The following is a 15,337-nucleotide window of genomic DNA, read 5'->3' as shown; positions in this document are numbered from 1 at the left end:
GCTCCGGCTCCCTCGGTTAACCCCCTCTCCCGACGGCAGAGGGGGCACCTCGGCATTATCCCTTAACAAACCCTTTCTCTTTCAGGTAAGCGGCCGCCACCTGTTTGGCGTCCTGGCCTTCCACGGCGATCTGGGCGTTGAGTTTTTGCAGCGTCGGCCCGTCCAGCGAGGCGAACACCGGCTTCAGCAGCTCAGGCAGATTGGCGTGCGCTTTCAGCGCCGCTTCGCGCACGATTGGCGCCGGCGCGTAGATCGGCTGTACGCCTTTCGGGTCCGCCAAGGTCTGCAACCCCAGCGCCGCCACCGGGCCATCGGTGCCGTAGGCCATCGCCGCGTTGACGCCGGAGGTCTGCTCCGCCGCCGCCTTGATGGTCACCGCCGTGTCACCGCCGGCCAGGGACAGCAGCTGATCCTGATTCAGTTTGAAACCGTAGGCGCTCTGGAACGCCGGCAGCGCATCCGGCCGTTCGATAAATTCCGCCGAGGCCGCCAGCTTGAACTTGCCGCCACCGTTGATCCACTTGCCGAGATCCGACAGCGTTTTCAGATGATTGGCCTCCGCCACGTCCTGGCGAATAGCGATGGTCCAGGTGTTGTTGGCCGGCGCCGCGTCCAGCCAGACGATTTTGTTTTTGTCGTAGTCGAGCTGTTTCACTTTCTCGAAGCCGGCCTGGGCGTTCTTCCACGCCGGATCTTTCTCATCGGAGAAGAAAAACGCGCCGTTGCCGGTGTACTCCGGGTAGATGTCGATCTCACCGGAGGTGATGGCGCCGCGCAGCACCTTGGTGGTACCGAGCTGCAGCTTGTTAGTGGTCTTGATGCCGTTGGCTTCCAGCACCTGCACGATGAGGTTGCCGAGCAGCGAACCTTCGGTATCGATCTTGGAGCCGACGCGCACCGAGTCGGCCGCCTGCGCCAGGCCGCCGGTGGCCAGCAGAGCCAGCGCGACGGCAAAGGAACGTCCGCGTGATAAGGTGATTGCCATACTTTTCCTCTGGTTATACGTTTTCCGGCTCATGGGCCAGTTAGGTTGGAAAATACTGAGAAACGCGCTTCCAGCGCGCAATAAATTTTTCCGTCGGCAGGGCATCGCCTCCCCCCTGCGGTTCACCGGCGTGCAACGGATGCACGCCGACGTCGATCGGCGTCAGGGCGTAATCGCGCAGCCACTCGCCGTAACCTTGCGCGACAAATCCCTGACTGCGCCGCTGATACGCCTCACGCTCCGCCAGATAGACTTCGCGCAAACCATACCAGGGCAGGCCGGGCAGATCGTGATGCACTAAATGGTAGTTCAAATTGAGAAACAACAGCCGCCACGGCCAGCCCGCCTCATTAATAATAGAACGTGCCTGCGGTGCGTCCACGGCGCGATGCTCAAAAAACGATCTCACCTTGGTCAGCGCCAACGCCGGATAGCTGATGGCCAACAGGTAAAACGCCGTGCCGATACCCTGCATCTGCAACCAGTGCAGCAGTACCACCAACAGCGACAGGTGCGCTAACCACCTCGCCCAGGCGCGCCACTCCCCTCCGGCGAGCGCTTTCACCGCCCCGGCCAGGGTCGCGGCAATATCCAGCGCCGGGCCGAGGAGCACCCGGCCGATCAGCGTATTGCGCACGGCGGCCAACAGCGGCAACAGGCGGGGATAACGCCGCCACTGCGCGGCGCTGAAGTAATAGCTTTCGGGATCTTCGTGCGGATCGGTCAGGTGGTCGTTGCGGTGGTGGCGCAGATGCGAATCGCGATACAGCCCATAGGGATACCACACCGCCAGCGGCAACAGGCCGAACAGCTGATTGACGCGCGGCCAGCGCGTCGGGTGGCCGTGGATCAGCTCGTGTTGCAACGACAGGTACCAGGTAGTCAGGAGGATCAGCAGCGGTGCGCCAAGCCACGGGCCCAGCGCCTGCCAAGAATACGCCACGCCGAACCAGCCGCCGTACACCGCCGCCATGATCCCCCAGGTGGGCAGCTCCAGCCGCCAATGCCGGCGCCGATAAAGCTGCCTGATTCGTTCGCGCTGTTCGGGGTGCAAATAGTGGGCGTGGGACATGCTGCGGCTCGCGGTAAGAGATTTTCTCTCAGTATCCGTGAGCCGTTGCGGCGTTCAAAATAACGAAAATGGCAAAGCTAAGTGAAAATTCAGCGGGTTGCGTACGCGGCCTGCGGTTCGCACGCCACCGGGAAATTCACCGAATTGGCGATAAAGCACAGGTGATGCGCCTTCTCATGCAGCTGTTGCGCCAGTTGCAGATCGTCGCCATCGCGCACCGTGACCTGCGGCCGCAGCGTCACCGAGGTGAAAAAGCCGCCGCGCGCGGCGTCTTCGCGCATCACGCCCACGGCATCGTCCTGATAGGCCAGCACCGAAATCCCCGAGGTGGCGCACAGATGCAGGTACCATAATTTGTGGCAAGCGCTGAGCGATGCCACCAGCAAATCCTCCGGATTCCAGCGCGTCGCGTCACCGCGGAAGGCCGGATCGGCTGAGCCGGCGATATCTGCCTTGCCCACGGCGCCGATCAGGTGATCGCGTCCATAAGCGCGATAATCTTCCGTGCCTGCGCCCAGATTCCCCTGCCAGGTCACCGAGACCTGATAATGATGCTCGCCTTTCATGTCTTTTGCTCCCGTTGGCCGGCCAATGAAAAATTGTCTGGGTGCATGCCCGGAGAACACTATTGGCGGAAAAGCGTGAATACGCAAACGGCGAAACGAGAAAAAACGGGCCGCGCAGGCGGCCCGTCGGTCACATCCCTTCAGGGAACGAAATCGAGCACCACGGCGTTGAACAGCGCGTACTCGGTGGCGTTGGCCATCGGCGGAAACTGCACGTGCTGCACCGCCGCGCTGGCCGCCGCACACAGGGGCGCATCGCCCCTCACGATCTTGCTGCTCACCAGCTTGCCGTCCGGCCGCAGCCGTATGCTGATGGTGCAGCGTTGGCCGCGCGCGTGTTCCGGCAAACGCAGCTCGCGGCTCACCGCGTTATGCACCCGCACCGGATAGCTGAGCGGCGTCGCAGTCTGCGCCTCGGCCTGCGGCCCCGGCAACGGGGTGCCGGCCTGACGCCCGGCGCCCGCGCCGCAGCCGCTCAACAGTAACAGCGCCAACAGGCCTAGTGTCTTTTTCATTCCCGATGTCCTTATTGGGGATTAATCTTTATCGAGCGCCCTTACTGCGCCGCTGGGTAAGCCTCACCGTCATCCGCGTAACGCTGCAGGCGCTCGCGCCACCACTTGGCCGCCAGGCCGCTGGCGCTTTCACGCCAGCCGAAATAGGCAGCGTCGCTGCAGCGCTCAGATTCAACGCGTTTCGCCACCAGTTCGCCGCTGTTCAGGTAAGGTTCCGCCAGAGAGCGCGGCAGATAGCCACAGCCCAGCCCGGCCAACTGCGCCTGCAGTTTGGCGTCAAAGCCGAAGACCGTCAGCGTATCCTGTTCTTCCAGCAGGTTCAGGCTCTGCGGCGCGTTGACGCGCGAGGTATCGCGCACCACCACCGCCCGGTGCTGACGGATCTCATCCTTCGGCAACGGTTCCGGCAGCGCCGCCAGCGGATGCTGCGGCGCGACGGCGAACACGTAATCCAGCTGCCCCAGGCGGCTGAACGCATAGCCCACCCGCGACGGCGGCTCGCAAATGGCGCCGATGATAATGTCGGCGCAGCCGTAAACCAGCGACTCCCAGGAACCGGCCAGCACCTCGTGGCTGAAACGCAGCCGGGTATGGTGATGCTGCCGATAGAACTCGTCGATCAGCGGCAACAGGCGGGCAAACGGGAAGGAGGCGTCGATCCCGAGCGTGATCTCGCTTTCCCAGCCGTTCTCCACGTAGCGCGCCTGCTGTTCCAGATCCTGCGCCGCGCGCAGCAGCACCCGCCCTTTTTCCAGCATCAGCTTGCCGGTATCGGTGAACTTCGCCCGATGGCCGGAGCGATCGAGCAGGGTGATGTCAAGATCGTTCTCGAGCTTTTGCACCATATAGCTCAGTGCCGAAGGGGTTTTAAACAGTGCGGCGGCCGCGGCGGCGAAAGATCCGTGCCGGTCCAGCGCGTCCAAAATCAGCAGCGCTTCCAGGTTTAATCTCATGCTTTCTCCCGTGTATAAAAAAACTCAACAAGTCGGCAAAAATTCTGCGGTATCTTTGAAATCGCCCTCTGCCTACCATGCGTTTTATCGGCGTTACACTCATCAGATGTTCAACCGAAATATCACTGGGAAGGTAAATTATGTCCAAGTTTCAACTGCTTGATAAAGACAATTCCGCACTAATTTTTATCGATCATCAACCACAAATGGCCTTCGGCGTGGCTAATATTGATCGTCAGCAACTGAAAAACAACGTTGTTGGTTTGGCGAAGGCAGGCAAGATTTTCAACGTCCCTACCCTTTTCACCTCGGTCGAAACCGAAAGCTTCAGCGGCTATATCTGGCCGGAACTGCTGGCGGTACACCCTGAAATCACCCCGATTGAACGCACCTCGATGAACTCCTGGGAAGACGCGGCCTTCGTTAAAGCCGTGGAAGCCACCGGCCGCAAAAAGCTGGTGATCTCCGCGCTGTGGACCGAAGTGTGCCTGACCTTCCCTGCGCTGATGGCGCTGGAAGCCGGCTATGAAGTGTATGTGGTGACCGACACCTCCGGCGGCACCTCCGTCGATGCGCACGAGCGTTCGATCGATCGCATGGTGCAGGCCGGCGCCGTGCCGGTGACCTGGCAGCAGGTGCTGCTGGAGTACCAGCGCGACTGGGCGCGCAAAGACACCTATGACGCGGTGATGGCGCTGGTGCGCGAACACAGCGGCGCTTACGGCATGGGCGTCGACTACGCTTACACCATGGTGCACCACGCACCGGCGCGCACGGTGAAATAATTCCCCTTGCCCCGGCCCCGCGCCGGGGTATTTTCAGGAGTCGGTTTTATGGCCCATCCGCAGCATGTCACGCTGGTGATCACCCACCGTTTGGCGCCGGGGAACGAGCAGGCCTATGAGGCCTGGCTGAACCGCATCATGCCGGACGCCGCGGGCTTCACCGGCCATCTGGGCGTCAACGTCATCCGCCCATCCGACAGCGAACAGGCCTATACGGTGCTGGTCCGCTTCGACAATGTCGACAATCTCTACCGCTGGCTCAACTCGCCGCTGCGCAAGCAATACATCGAAGAAGTCACTCCGCTGTTGCTGGAGAACGACCATATCGAGATCCGCCCCGGCGCGGAGTTCTGGTTTACCCCACCCAATCCCAACGTGCGCCAGCCGCCCCAGTGGAAGCAGTTCATCATCACCCTGCTGGTGATCTTCCCTTCCACCAATCTGGTGCCCTGGTTTTGGGGGCTGGCGCTGCCGCAGTTGAACGGCACGCTGCTCGGCCATTTTCTCAATGACGCCACCGTGGTCGCCCTGGTGGTGTACCTGTGGATGCCCATCGTGACTCGCGTCTTTCATCAATGGCTGATCCGCCGCTAGGCGGTTCGCCGGGAGAATGTTATGAACCACCACGCTTCATTGATCATCACCAACGGCAAGTTTCACACCGTCGATCGCCAAAATCCTACCGCACAGGCGGTCGCCATCCGCGACGGCAAGTTTCTGGCGGTCGGCAGCGAAGCCGAAGTCATGCAACACGCCGGGCCGGAAACCCAGGTGATCGATCTGCACGGCCACACCGCCATTCCGGGCCTGAACGACTCGCACCTGCACCTGATCCGCGGCGGCCTGAACTACAACCTGGAGCTGCGCTGGGAAGGCGTGCCTTCGCTGGCCGACGCGCTGCGCATGTTGAAAGAGCAGGCGCTGCGCACGCCGAGCCCGCAATGGGTGCGGGTGGTCGGCGGCTGGACCGAATTCCAGTTTGCCGAACGCCGCATGCCAACGCTGGACGAAATCAACCAGGCGGCGCCGGACACGCCGGTATTTATTCTGCATCTCTACGATCGCGCGCTGCTCAACCGCGCGGCGCTGAAGGTAGTCGGCTACACCAAAGACACGCCGAACCCACCGGGCGGCGAGATCCAGCGCGACGCCAACGGCAACCCGACCGGCATGCTGATCGCCAAACCCAACGCCATGATCCTGTACGCCACGCTGGCGAAAGGGCCGAAGCTGCCGCTGGAACAGCAGGTCAACTCCACCCGCCAGTTCATGCGTGAGCTGAACCGCCTCGGCCTCACCAGCGCCATCGACGCCGGCGGCGGTTTCCAGAACTACCCGGAGGATTATCAGGTGATCGCCGAGCTGCACGAGAAAAAGCAGCTGACCATCCGCATCGCCTATAACCTGTTCACCCAGCGGCCGAAGCAGGAACTGGAAGACTTCGAGCTGTGGACTGATATGCTCAAGCCGGGCCAGGGCACCGATTTCTATCGCCACAACGGCGCCGGCGAGATGCTGGTGTTTTCCGCCGCCGACTTCGAAGACTTCCTGCAGCCGCGCCCGGATCTGCCGCCGGGCACCGAAGACGAGCTGGAGCGGGTGGTGCGCCATTTGGTCGAGCACCGCTGGCCGTTCCGCCTGCACGCCACCTATGACGAATCCATCAGCCGCATGTTGGACGTGTTCGAGAAGGTGAACCGCGACATTCCGTTCAACGGGCTGCACTGGCTATTCGACCACGCCGAAACCATTACCGAACGCAATATCGAACGGGTCAAGGCGCTGGGCGGCGGCATTGCGGTGCAGCATCGCATGGCGTTCCAGGGCGAATATTTCGCCGACAGGTACGGCATCGAAGCCACCAAACATACGCCGCCGGTAGCGAAAATGCTGGCGGCTGAGCTGCCGGTCGGGCTGGGCACCGACGCCACCCGCGTCGCCAGCTACAACCCGTGGACGGCGCTGTACTGGCTGGTCTCCGGCCGCACCGTCGGCGGCATGGCGATGTACGACGACAGCGCCCGTCTGGATCGCGAAACGGCGCTGATGCTGTGGACGCAAGGGAGCGCCTGGTTCTCCACCGAACAGGGCAAGAAAGGCCAGATCAAGGTCGGTCAGTTGGCGGATATGGCGGTGCTGTCGCAGGACTATTTCAGCGTGCCGGAAGAGCAGATCAAAGGCATCGAGTCGGTGATGACGGTGGTGGATGGCAAAGTGGTCTACGCCGCTGGCAGCTTCTCGCCGCTGGCGCCACCGCCGCTGCCGGTGCTGCCGGAGTGGTCACCGGTCACCCAAGTGCCGGGCCATTACCGCTCCGCGCCGCCGCCGGCGGCAGCTCGCGTCGGGGTCGTGAGCCAGGCGCACCAATGCTGCGGCCCGTGCGGCGTACACGCGCATCAGCATGACATTGCGCGCCGCTCCAGCATCCCGGTGTCGGACGAGAATGCCTTCTGGGGCGCGTTCGGCTGTTCGTGCTTCTCGTTCTAAGTTGCCAGCCCAGCAACTTATTACGTAACTAGCTTAATAAGATACTAAGTTAGTAAAGTAGCAAATTAATGGCGCTGTCCGCGGAGAGCGCCATTTTATTGTCAATCGCGGTTGATCTCCAGCCAGCACCGCTGCTCGGCGGAGGCGGCTATCGCATCCAGCACGCAAGACACCTTCCAGCCCTCTTCAAAGTCCGGCCACATGCGATCGCCCGCGGCGATGCCGTTGACCAGATCGCGGATCTCCACCGTCTTCTGATCGTTAAAGCCGATGCCGTGCCCGGCGCTGATGCAGAATGCTGCGTAGTCCGGGTGCTTCGGCCCCACCAGCAGCGTCTTGAACCCCTGCCGCTCCACCGGTTCATCGTGCCGATACAGCTTCAGCTCCGCCATCCGTTCCTGGGTATAGCTCAGCGTGCCTTTAGTGCCGGTGACCACATAGGTCAGCCCCATCTTGCGCCCGCAGGCGATGCGCGACGTTTCGATCGTGCCCATCGCCCCGCCGGCGAAACGCAGCAGTGCACTGGCCTGATCTTCGTTTTCCACCGGCAGCAGGCGCGCCGGGTCTTGCGGGTCCGGGCGCTGCTTGATCACGGTCTGCATATCGCCAGAGACCGCCACGATATCGCCCACCAGGTAGTGCGCCATATTGACGATATGCGCCGCCAGATCCCCCAACGCGCCCAGCCCGGCGCTGGCGCGGCGGCAGTGCCAGTCGATCGGCGTGCGCGGGTCGGCCAGGTAATCCTCATTGTGGGTGCCGTAAAAATGCACCACCTCGCCGATTTCGCCGTTGGCGATGATCTCGCGCGCCAGCTGGCTGGTCGGGTTCTTCATGTAGTTGAAACCGACCAGCGTTTTCACGCCCTTGGCGCGGGCGGCCTGCACCATCTCCGCCGCGTCGGCGGCGTCCAGCGCCAGCGGTTTTTCCGAATATACGTGCTTGCCGTGGCGGATCGCCGCCAGCGCCATCTCTTTGTGCAAGAAATTAGGGGCGCAGATGTCTACCACGTCGATCGCCGGATCGGCCACCAGCTGCCGCCAGTCGCCGGTCGAACGCGCAAAGCCGAACTCGGCCGCGCGCTGCGCCGCCAGCTCGGGCGTCACCTCCGCCAGCATCTCCAGCACCAGATCCCCTTTAAGGGGAAATACCGTGGGGGCCTGCGCATAAGCGATAGCGTGACAACGCCCGATATAACCGGTGCCGATTAACCCAACGCGTACCTGTTTCATCATTTTCTCCCGTGACCGAAATTCTGTGTAGAACCAGGCGCGGCTCAATGAAACGCGCCGATTGATAACGGGTTTATATGGAATATAAATTTCAATAACAAGCACGCGGGAAAATAAAGTTCATATTCGTGATGCCGTTCATGAAACGTTGACGGGATGATGCAATGAGGAAAGCCCGGACGCGGCTGGTCGTATCCGGACGGGATAAAATGAACCATTTATTTCATATTACGGTAAACCGTTGGCACCGTGTTGCACGTAGCCAGGGCGTTGCAGCAGGCGCTGCTGATAGGCCGCCAGCGCCGCATAATTCGGCCGCTCGAACGGCGTCATCAGCCAGCGGTTCAGCGACAGCCCCAGCACCACGTCCGCCAGCGTGAAGGTGGCGCCGGCGGCATAAGGGCCGTGCTGCGCCAAATGCCTGTCCAGCAGCCCCATCAGCCGATTCCACTCGCGTTCGGCGGCGGCCAGGCTGGCGGCATCCTGGTAATCCGCATGCCCGCGCACGCGCGACATGAACACATAGCGCCAGGCGCCGTTCAGATCGGTGGCCTGCCAGTCCATCCACATCTCCACCGCCGCGCGCGCGCCGGGTTCCTGCGGCAGCAGATCGCGGCGCCCTTCCCGCCCCACCAGATAGCGGCAAATGGTGTTCGACTCCCACAGCACCCGCTCGCCGTCAATCAGCACCGGCACCAGGCCGTTGGGATTCAGCGCCAGAAACGCCGGCTCCTGCGTGGAGCGAAAGCCGCTGCCCCAGTCTTCCCGTTCCAGCGTCAGCCCCAGCTCCTGACAGGTCCATAACACTTTGCGTACGTTGATTGATGAAGCCTTGCCCAAGACTCTCAGCATCGGTTTTCCTCTTATCTATTCTTTCCAGAAAGGTTTACATCCTTCACGCAGCGCTTCTGCACGCGACAAACCAATATCGATCAGCCGCGCATCGTCCAGCAATAATAATTCTTTTCGCGTCCTGTAGCGTTGCAGATACAGACGCCAGCGTGACCCACCGAATGAGCGCCGCCGCGGCGCGCCAGTAAACAGAGCCATCTTGTTATTCTCCCTGATGTTTTCGCGTTGCAGTCATCATGCTCGCCGAGAGAAAAACAATACAGATTCACGCTGGCGCTATTTTTTTCATACAGCTGCACCAAAAAACCCACTGAATGGTTTACTTTGAAAGCATCTGTACCGGTTTTTTAATTCTTACCGCCGATGAGAGGCCTCTGTATGACACGCTACGCCACGCTGGCCGCCATTCTCAGCCAACGCATTCAGCAAGGGTTGTATCCGGCCGGCCATCGCCTGCCTTCGGTGCGCGCATTGAGCCAGGAGCACGGCGTCAGCATCAGCACGGTGCAGCAAGCCTACCGGCTGCTCGAGGAACAGCGCCTGGTGGAAGCGCGGCCGAAGTCGGGCTACTTCGTGCATACGCGGCGCGCGCAGGCCGAGCTGCCCGCTATGACGGCGCCGGTGCAGCGGCCGGTGGACATTTCGCAATGGGAGCAGGTGCTGGAGCTGGTGCGCAACCGGCCGCGCGAAGGCCTGATCCAACTGGGGCGCGGCATGCCGGACGTCGCCGAGCCGACGATGAAACCGCTGATTGTCGCCCTGCGCAACGCCGCCCGCCACGGCGACCTGCGCAGCCTTTATTACGACAGCATTCAGGGCGTGACCGCGCTGCGTGAACAGGTCGCTCGTCTGCTGCTGGATTCCGGCTGCCATATCGGTGCCGATCAGTTGCTGATCACCACCGGTTGCCAGGAAGCGATCTCCGCCGGGCTGCGCGCCGTTTGCCAACCCGGCGACATCGTGGCGGTCGATTCCCCCTGCTTCCACGGCACCATGCAAACGCTGAAGGGATTGGGCATCAAAGCGCTGGAAATCCCCACCGATCCGCTCACCGGCGTCAGCCTGGCCGCGCTGGAGATGGCCCTTGAACAGTGGCCGATCAAGGCCATTCTGCTGACGCCCAACTGCAACAACCCGCTGGGCTACATCATGCCCGACGCCCATAAACAGCGGCTGCTGACGCTGGCGCAACGCCACGATGCGGCGATCATCGAGGATGACGTTTACGGCGACATCGCCTATCACTACCCGCGGCCGCGCACCATCAAGTCGTTCGACGACGACGGCCGCGTGCTGCTGTGTAGCTCGTTTTCCAAAACGCTGGCGCCGGGGCTGCGCGTGGGCTGGATCGCGCCCGGCCGCTATCTGGAGCGGGTGCTACACATGAAGTTCATCGGCTCCGGCGCCACCGCCACCCAGCCGCAGCTGGCGATCGCCGAATTTATCCGCAGCGGGCACTATCTGCAGCACCTGCGGCGCATGCGCGCCCGCTACCAGCAGAACCGCGATCGCATGACCGATCTGATCCTGAAACACTTCCCGGTCGGCACCCGCGTCAGCCGGCCGCGCGGCGGTTTTATGCTGTGGATCGAATTGGACGAGGCGTTCGATACCCTGCGGCTAAACCGCCATCTCGAGCAGCAAGGCGTACAAATCGCCGTCGGCAGCATTTTTTCCGCCGCCGGCAAGTACCGCAACTGTCTGCGCATCAACTATGCGCCGACGCTGACGACGGAGATCGAACAGGCGGTACAACGGGTCGGCGCCACCATCCAGGCGCTGATGCCAACCGACAGTTTGGCGCAATCGGATTAAATCTTGACGCGATCGGATTATCGGCGCACGGACAGGCTGTTTTAGAGTAATGCCTTCTCTTACCACTGGCAGGCAACAACCATGAGCAGCGATCAAATTCCGGTTTCCAACGCGTTGGCGGTGCGCCTCGCGGCGCAAGGCGTCGATCTCGAACGGGTCGGTCAGTTAGCCGGTTTGCCCGCCGGGCTGCTCAGCGAGCGGCGCGTAAAAGTGCGGTTGACCACCCACCAGTTCTTCGCCGTCTGGCGCGCCCTCGCCCAACTGAGCGACGATCCCGCCTTTGGTCTGCGGCTGGGCGGCGACGTCGCGCCGGAGCATTACGATATCGCGTCAGTCGCCGCACTGCATTCCGCCACGATGGGCGAGGCCCTGCGTAAAGTCGCACGCTACAAACGGTTGGTGTGCCCGGAAGAACTGATGCTGGAGGAAGATGGCGACAGCGTTCGGCTGCATACGCGTTGGACGATGATCGAGGACCCTACGCCGGAATTGCTGATAGACACCATGTTCGCCTCTATCACCACCCTGTGCCGCCGTGGCACCGGTTTACCGCTGCAGCCCAAGGCGCTTGAGGTGACCCGCCGTCGCGATCCCCACTCACCGCTGCTGCGCCACTTCGGCTGCCCGGTGCGATTCGACGCGCCGCTGGACGTGCTGGTATTTGACCGTGCGCTGATGCAGCAGCCGCTCATCACCCACGACCAGGACATGTTGGCGCTGCTGCTGCCGGAGCTGGAGGCCGAGTTGGCCGAAGCGCGCGCCGAGCAAGACTTGCCCACACAGGTGATGACGATCCTCGGCCGCAGCATGCGCGGCCAGCGCCCCAGCGTCAACAGCGTGGCCGCGGAGCTCTATCTCAGCCCGCGCACGCTGCAGCGCCGTCTGCAACGGCACGGCTACAGCTACCAGCAGTTGCTGGACAAAACCCGCCACCGCACCGCCTGCCGCTTGTTGGCGGATACCGATCTTGAGCCTGGGGAAATTGCCTTTGTGCTGGGATTCGAAGAGCTGAATTCGTTCAGCCGCGCCTTTATTCAGTGGGAAGCGCTGACGCCCAGCCGCTGGCGCACTCAGCGTGCAGCCGACCATCGGGAGGACAGAGCATGAAAGTGATTATCTTCGGCGCCAGCGGCATGGTGGGCCAGGGCGCGCTGCGAGAATGCCTGCACGATCCGCGGGTCAGCGAAGTGCTCAGCATCGGCCGGCGCCCGTTGGCGCAGAGCCACGCCAAACTGCGCCAGCTCTCCCTGCCCGACCTGCGTGACCTGTCGGCGCTGGAGCCGCAGCTCGCCGGCTACGACGCCTGTTTCTTCTGTCTGGGGATTTCGTCCGCCGGCCTGAGCGAAGTCGAGTATCGCTCGGTAACTTACGACCTGACGCTGGCCGCGGCTCGCCCGTTGGCGACGCTGAACCCGACGATGGTCTTCATCTACGTTTCCGGCGTCGGCACCGACAGCAGCGAACGCGGCCGCAGCATGTGGGCCAGGGTCAAGGGCGCCACCGAAAACGCGCTGCTGGCGCTGCCGTTCCACGCGGTGATGTTCCGCCCCGGCGCCATTGTGCCGCTGCACGGCATTCGCTCCAAAGTCCGTACATACGATCTGATTTATCGGCTGTTCAAACCGCTGTGGCTCGGCGCATTGCGGCTGTTTCCCTCGCAGGTGAGCAGCACCGAACGAATCGGGCTGGCGATGCTGGCGGTGGCGCGCCGGGAAACCGCCTTGCGCATCCTGGAGCCGCCGCAGATCAATCAACTGGCGACGCGCTGAAATACCGTCATCAACCGCGCCGCCGCCAATACGCCGCCACCCGGCGGCGCAGATGCTCGATGCCCTGCGGATGCTCAATAAACTGCGCCACCGGCATCATCCGCCAGCGCTGGCCTTCGTCGCCAAAGCGAATGGCGGCGATCTGCGCCGGGGCGATCTCGCCGGCCATAAACCAGGTCGGCGGGGAGCCGGGCAGAACGCCATCGTAGCGCCGCCGCCAGACAACCTGACATTCCGCGATCGTCACGCCGAACTCTTCCTGCGTTTCCCGCTGCACGCACTGCAGCGGCGTTTCGCCGTTTTCCCGCCCGCCGCCAGGCAGATCCCATTGACCGGGCCATGGAATGCCCGGCTTGTCGTCCCGTTGGTAAACCAGCAAGCGATCGTCGCACAGCAGCGCGATCTTGGCCCCGCCAAACGCCTCGTCCGTCATGATTTCTCCGCTCCCGGCCCATCGCCTTTGACCGAACATCATACTTCATCCCCGCGCGGCCTGGTGTATAGTGAAAATCCGTTTTCACAACAGGCGAACAATAACGATGAACTCTCCGTTTCTGGTGACTCCCCAATGGCTTGCGCAACATATCAACGATGAAAATCTGGTGGTGATCGACGTTCGGATGTCGCCGGTGGGGCTAACGCCGAAAAAGGACATGCTTGCCGAGTTCGAACGCGGCCATATCCCCGGCGCGGTCTATTTCGACATCGACGACGTGGCGGACAAAAACACCGCGCTGCCGCACATGCTGCCGACGGCGGCGGAGTTTGGCGCGGCGGTGGGCAAACTGGGCATCAGCGAGCGCGATACCCTGGTGATTTACGACGAGGGCAACCAGTTCTCCGCACCGCGCGGCTGGTGGACCTTCCGCAATTTCGGCGCCGAGCATGTTTACGTACTGGACGAAGGGCTGAACGGCTGGACCGCGCTGGGGCAAGCGCTGGCAACCGGCCCGGCGCAGCCTGCCCCGCAGACGTTCAACGCCCGGTTCAACGCCGACGCGGTGGTGGATATGCGGCAAGTGGAACAGGCGCTAGGCACGCCGGTGCAAATTCTCGACGCGCGCGCCGCGCCGCGTTTCCATGCCGAAGCGCCGGAGCCGCGTCCCGGCCTGCACCGCGGTCACATTCCGGGCAGCATCAACATTCCGTACGGCGAGCTGCTGGAGAACGGCCGTTTCAAATCGCTGGAGGCACTGCGCCAAACCTTCAGCGACAAGGGGGTGGACATCAACGGCCCGATCATCACCAGCTGCGGCTCCGGCGTGACGGCGGCGGTGCTGGCGTTTGGCTTGTTGTCGCTCGGCGCGCCGCAGGTCAAGCTGTATGACGGTGCCTGGAGCGAATGGGGCCAGCTGAGCGGCAAGCAGCCAATCGCCCAAGATTAGGTTTCGATCCGCTCGACCACGATCTGCGCCAGCCGCTGCACGGCGGCCGAAGGCTGATCCTCGGCGCGGTGCAGCACCACGCCGAGTTGGCCAAGAGCGGGCAGCAGATCGGGGGCCAGCGGTGACAGGCCGGGCGGTAAGCCCGCCGCCGTGCGCACCGTGACGCCCAACCCGGCGCTCACCGCCGCCCAAACGCCATTCAGGCTGCGGCTGGTAAAGGCGATGCGCCAGGGAATACCGGCGCGATCCAGCGCCTGCGTCGCCGCGCTGCGCATCAGACAGGGCGCGTCGAACATCACCAACGGCAAGGGCTCATCCCCTTCTCGCCACGGCGCCAGCGCGAAGCCGGGCGAGGCGATCCAGTGCATCTGCCGCTGCCCCAGCGCCTGATGAAACGGCGTGCTCAAACCGCCATCCCACGCCAGCGACAGATCCAGCTGGCCTTTCAGCACCCAGTCGATCAGCTCGGCATTGCGGGCGATGCGCGCCTCGATGCGCACCTTCGGATTGGCGCGCGCGAAGCTGCCCAACACCTGCGGCAGAAACGTCTCGCCGAAATCCTCCTGCAACCCCAGCCGCACCGTGCCCTGCAGATCCAACCCGCGCACCGCGGCGGCGGCTTCGTCATTGAGCTCCAGCAGACGGCGCGCGTAGCCGAGCAGGGTTTCCCCCGCCTCGGTCATCACCATGCCGCGCCCAGCCTTGCGCAGGATCGGCGCGCCGACCTGCTGTTCCAGCTTTTTCAGGTGGGCGCTGACCGCCGACGTCGAACGCCCCAGCCGTTCAGCCGCCTTGGCGAAGCTGCCCAGCTCGACGCCGGTGACGAAGCTGCGCAAATCCTCGAGATCGAACGTTATTCGCCCCATGCTGACCGTCCTGATTTTTTGAACCATCAATCAAAATAATACCGATTTTACTGAT

At 62.8% G+C, this 15,337-nt stretch carries 17 protein-coding genes; 7 read left to right on the top strand and 10 right to left on the bottom strand.

Features of this window, described 5'->3' with window-relative positions:
- Window positions 1-55 precede the first annotated feature (55 nt).
- From osmF to ACJ8IL_RS05705, 5 genes are all read right to left on the bottom strand, one after another.
- A complete protein-coding gene (gene osmF, locus ACJ8IL_RS05725) occupies window positions 56-985 on the bottom strand; it encodes a glycine betaine ABC transporter substrate-binding protein OsmF (protein WP_060432686.1) in 930 nt (309 codons plus the stop codon).
- Between the two features lie 40 nt (window positions 986-1,025).
- Window positions 1,026-2,057: a fatty acid desaturase gene (locus ACJ8IL_RS05720; protein WP_442516396.1), complete on the bottom strand. Its 1,032-nt coding sequence runs from the start codon at window positions 2,055-2,057 to the stop codon at window positions 1,026-1,028.
- Window positions 2,058-2,146: 89 nt separating this feature from the next.
- Window positions 2,147-2,623, bottom strand: a complete 477-nt coding sequence (locus tag ACJ8IL_RS05715; protein WP_033642352.1) for an OsmC family protein — start codon at window positions 2,621-2,623, stop codon at window positions 2,147-2,149.
- A gap of 140 nt (window positions 2,624-2,763) precedes the next feature.
- On the bottom strand, window positions 2,764-3,138 hold the full coding sequence (locus tag ACJ8IL_RS05710) for a cell envelope integrity protein TolA (RefSeq protein ID WP_442516395.1): 375 nt from the start codon (window positions 3,136-3,138) through the stop codon (window positions 2,764-2,766).
- A gap of 41 nt (window positions 3,139-3,179) precedes the next feature.
- Window positions 3,180-4,091: a LysR substrate-binding domain-containing protein gene (locus ACJ8IL_RS05705; protein WP_025302038.1), complete on the bottom strand. Its 912-nt coding sequence runs from the start codon at window positions 4,089-4,091 to the stop codon at window positions 3,180-3,182.
- A 140-nt stretch (window positions 4,092-4,231) separates the two neighbouring features.
- Here ACJ8IL_RS05705 and ACJ8IL_RS05700 point away from each other — a divergent pair, with 140 nt between their 5' ends.
- The 3 genes from ACJ8IL_RS05700 to ACJ8IL_RS05690 are packed head-to-tail and all read left to right on the top strand — an operon-like array spanning window position 4,232 to window position 7,363.
- Window positions 4,232-4,876 carry a hydrolase gene (locus ACJ8IL_RS05700; RefSeq protein WP_004939390.1) on the top strand — a complete coding sequence of 215 codons (645 nt, stop codon included), beginning with the start codon at window positions 4,232-4,234 and terminating at the stop codon, window positions 4,874-4,876.
- Between the two features lie 48 nt (window positions 4,877-4,924).
- A complete protein-coding gene (locus ACJ8IL_RS05695; protein WP_049295237.1) occupies window positions 4,925-5,470 on the top strand; it encodes an antibiotic biosynthesis monooxygenase in 546 nt (181 codons plus the stop codon).
- Between the two features lie 21 nt (window positions 5,471-5,491).
- Window positions 5,492-7,363, top strand: a complete 1,872-nt coding sequence (locus tag ACJ8IL_RS05690) for an amidohydrolase (protein ID WP_442516394.1) — start codon at window positions 5,492-5,494, stop codon at window positions 7,361-7,363.
- A gap of 101 nt (window positions 7,364-7,464) precedes the next feature.
- On the opposite strand, the gene ACJ8IL_RS05685 is transcribed toward ACJ8IL_RS05690, so the two are convergent.
- From ACJ8IL_RS05685 to ACJ8IL_RS05675, 3 genes are all read right to left on the bottom strand, one after another.
- Entirely contained in the window at window positions 7,465-8,595 is a 1,131-nt protein-coding gene (locus ACJ8IL_RS05685) for a Gfo/Idh/MocA family protein (protein WP_049203906.1), read from the bottom strand.
- 228 nt (window positions 8,596-8,823) lie between these two features.
- The gene (locus ACJ8IL_RS05680; protein WP_025302034.1) at window positions 8,824-9,447 is read right to left on the bottom strand and encodes a glutathione S-transferase family protein; all 624 of its coding nucleotides are present in this window, start codon (window positions 9,445-9,447) and stop codon (window positions 8,824-8,826) included.
- 15 nt (window positions 9,448-9,462) lie between these two features.
- Complete coding sequence (locus tag ACJ8IL_RS05675; RefSeq protein WP_016928567.1) at window positions 9,463-9,645, bottom strand: DUF1127 domain-containing protein; 183 nt, start codon at window positions 9,643-9,645, stop codon at window positions 9,463-9,465.
- 180 nt (window positions 9,646-9,825) lie between these two features.
- On the opposite strand from ACJ8IL_RS05675, the gene ACJ8IL_RS05670 reads away from it, so the two are divergent.
- The 3 genes from ACJ8IL_RS05670 to ACJ8IL_RS05660 all read left to right on the top strand — a co-directional run bounded on the left by ACJ8IL_RS05670 (window position 9,826) and on the right by ACJ8IL_RS05660 (window position 13,031).
- Window positions 9,826-11,262, top strand: a complete 1,437-nt coding sequence (locus ACJ8IL_RS05670) for an aminotransferase-like domain-containing protein (RefSeq protein WP_025302033.1) — start codon at window positions 9,826-9,828, stop codon at window positions 11,260-11,262.
- An 81-nt stretch (window positions 11,263-11,343) separates the two neighbouring features.
- The gene (locus ACJ8IL_RS05665) at window positions 11,344-12,369 is read left to right on the top strand and encodes an AraC family transcriptional regulator (RefSeq protein WP_127146420.1); all 1,026 of its coding nucleotides are present in this window, start codon (window positions 11,344-11,346) and stop codon (window positions 12,367-12,369) included.
- Window positions 12,366-13,031: an epimerase gene (locus tag ACJ8IL_RS05660; protein WP_197758617.1), complete on the top strand. Its 666-nt coding sequence runs from the start codon at window positions 12,366-12,368 to the stop codon at window positions 13,029-13,031. The genes ACJ8IL_RS05665 and ACJ8IL_RS05660 overlap by 4 nt, the downstream gene beginning before the upstream one ends.
- A 10-nt stretch (window positions 13,032-13,041) precedes the next feature.
- On the opposite strand, the gene ACJ8IL_RS05655 is transcribed toward ACJ8IL_RS05660, so the two are convergent.
- Window positions 13,042-13,464 carry an NUDIX hydrolase gene (locus tag ACJ8IL_RS05655; RefSeq protein ID WP_049203903.1) on the bottom strand — a complete coding sequence of 141 codons (423 nt, stop codon included), beginning with the start codon at window positions 13,462-13,464 and terminating at the stop codon, window positions 13,042-13,044.
- 106 nt (window positions 13,465-13,570) lie between these two features.
- Here ACJ8IL_RS05655 and sseA point away from each other — a divergent pair, with 106 nt between their 5' ends.
- The gene (gene sseA, locus ACJ8IL_RS05650) at window positions 13,571-14,416 is read left to right on the top strand and encodes a 3-mercaptopyruvate sulfurtransferase (protein WP_043136964.1); all 846 of its coding nucleotides are present in this window, start codon (window positions 13,571-13,573) and stop codon (window positions 14,414-14,416) included.
- Here the strand turns inward: sseA and ACJ8IL_RS05645 are convergent.
- Complete coding sequence (locus ACJ8IL_RS05645) at window positions 14,413-15,282, bottom strand: LysR substrate-binding domain-containing protein (protein ID WP_442516393.1); 870 nt, start codon at window positions 15,280-15,282, stop codon at window positions 14,413-14,415. The two genes, sseA and ACJ8IL_RS05645, sit on opposite strands and share 4 nt — an antisense overlap.
- Window positions 15,283-15,337: the final 55 nt, after the last annotated feature.

The organism is Serratia sp. CY47444 (assembly GCF_052168635.1).
In the GTDB taxonomy this organism is placed as follows: Bacteria; Pseudomonadota; Gammaproteobacteria; order Enterobacterales; family Enterobacteriaceae; genus Serratia; species Serratia bockelmannii.
This window is presented reverse-complemented; position numbering and strand designations above follow the sequence as displayed.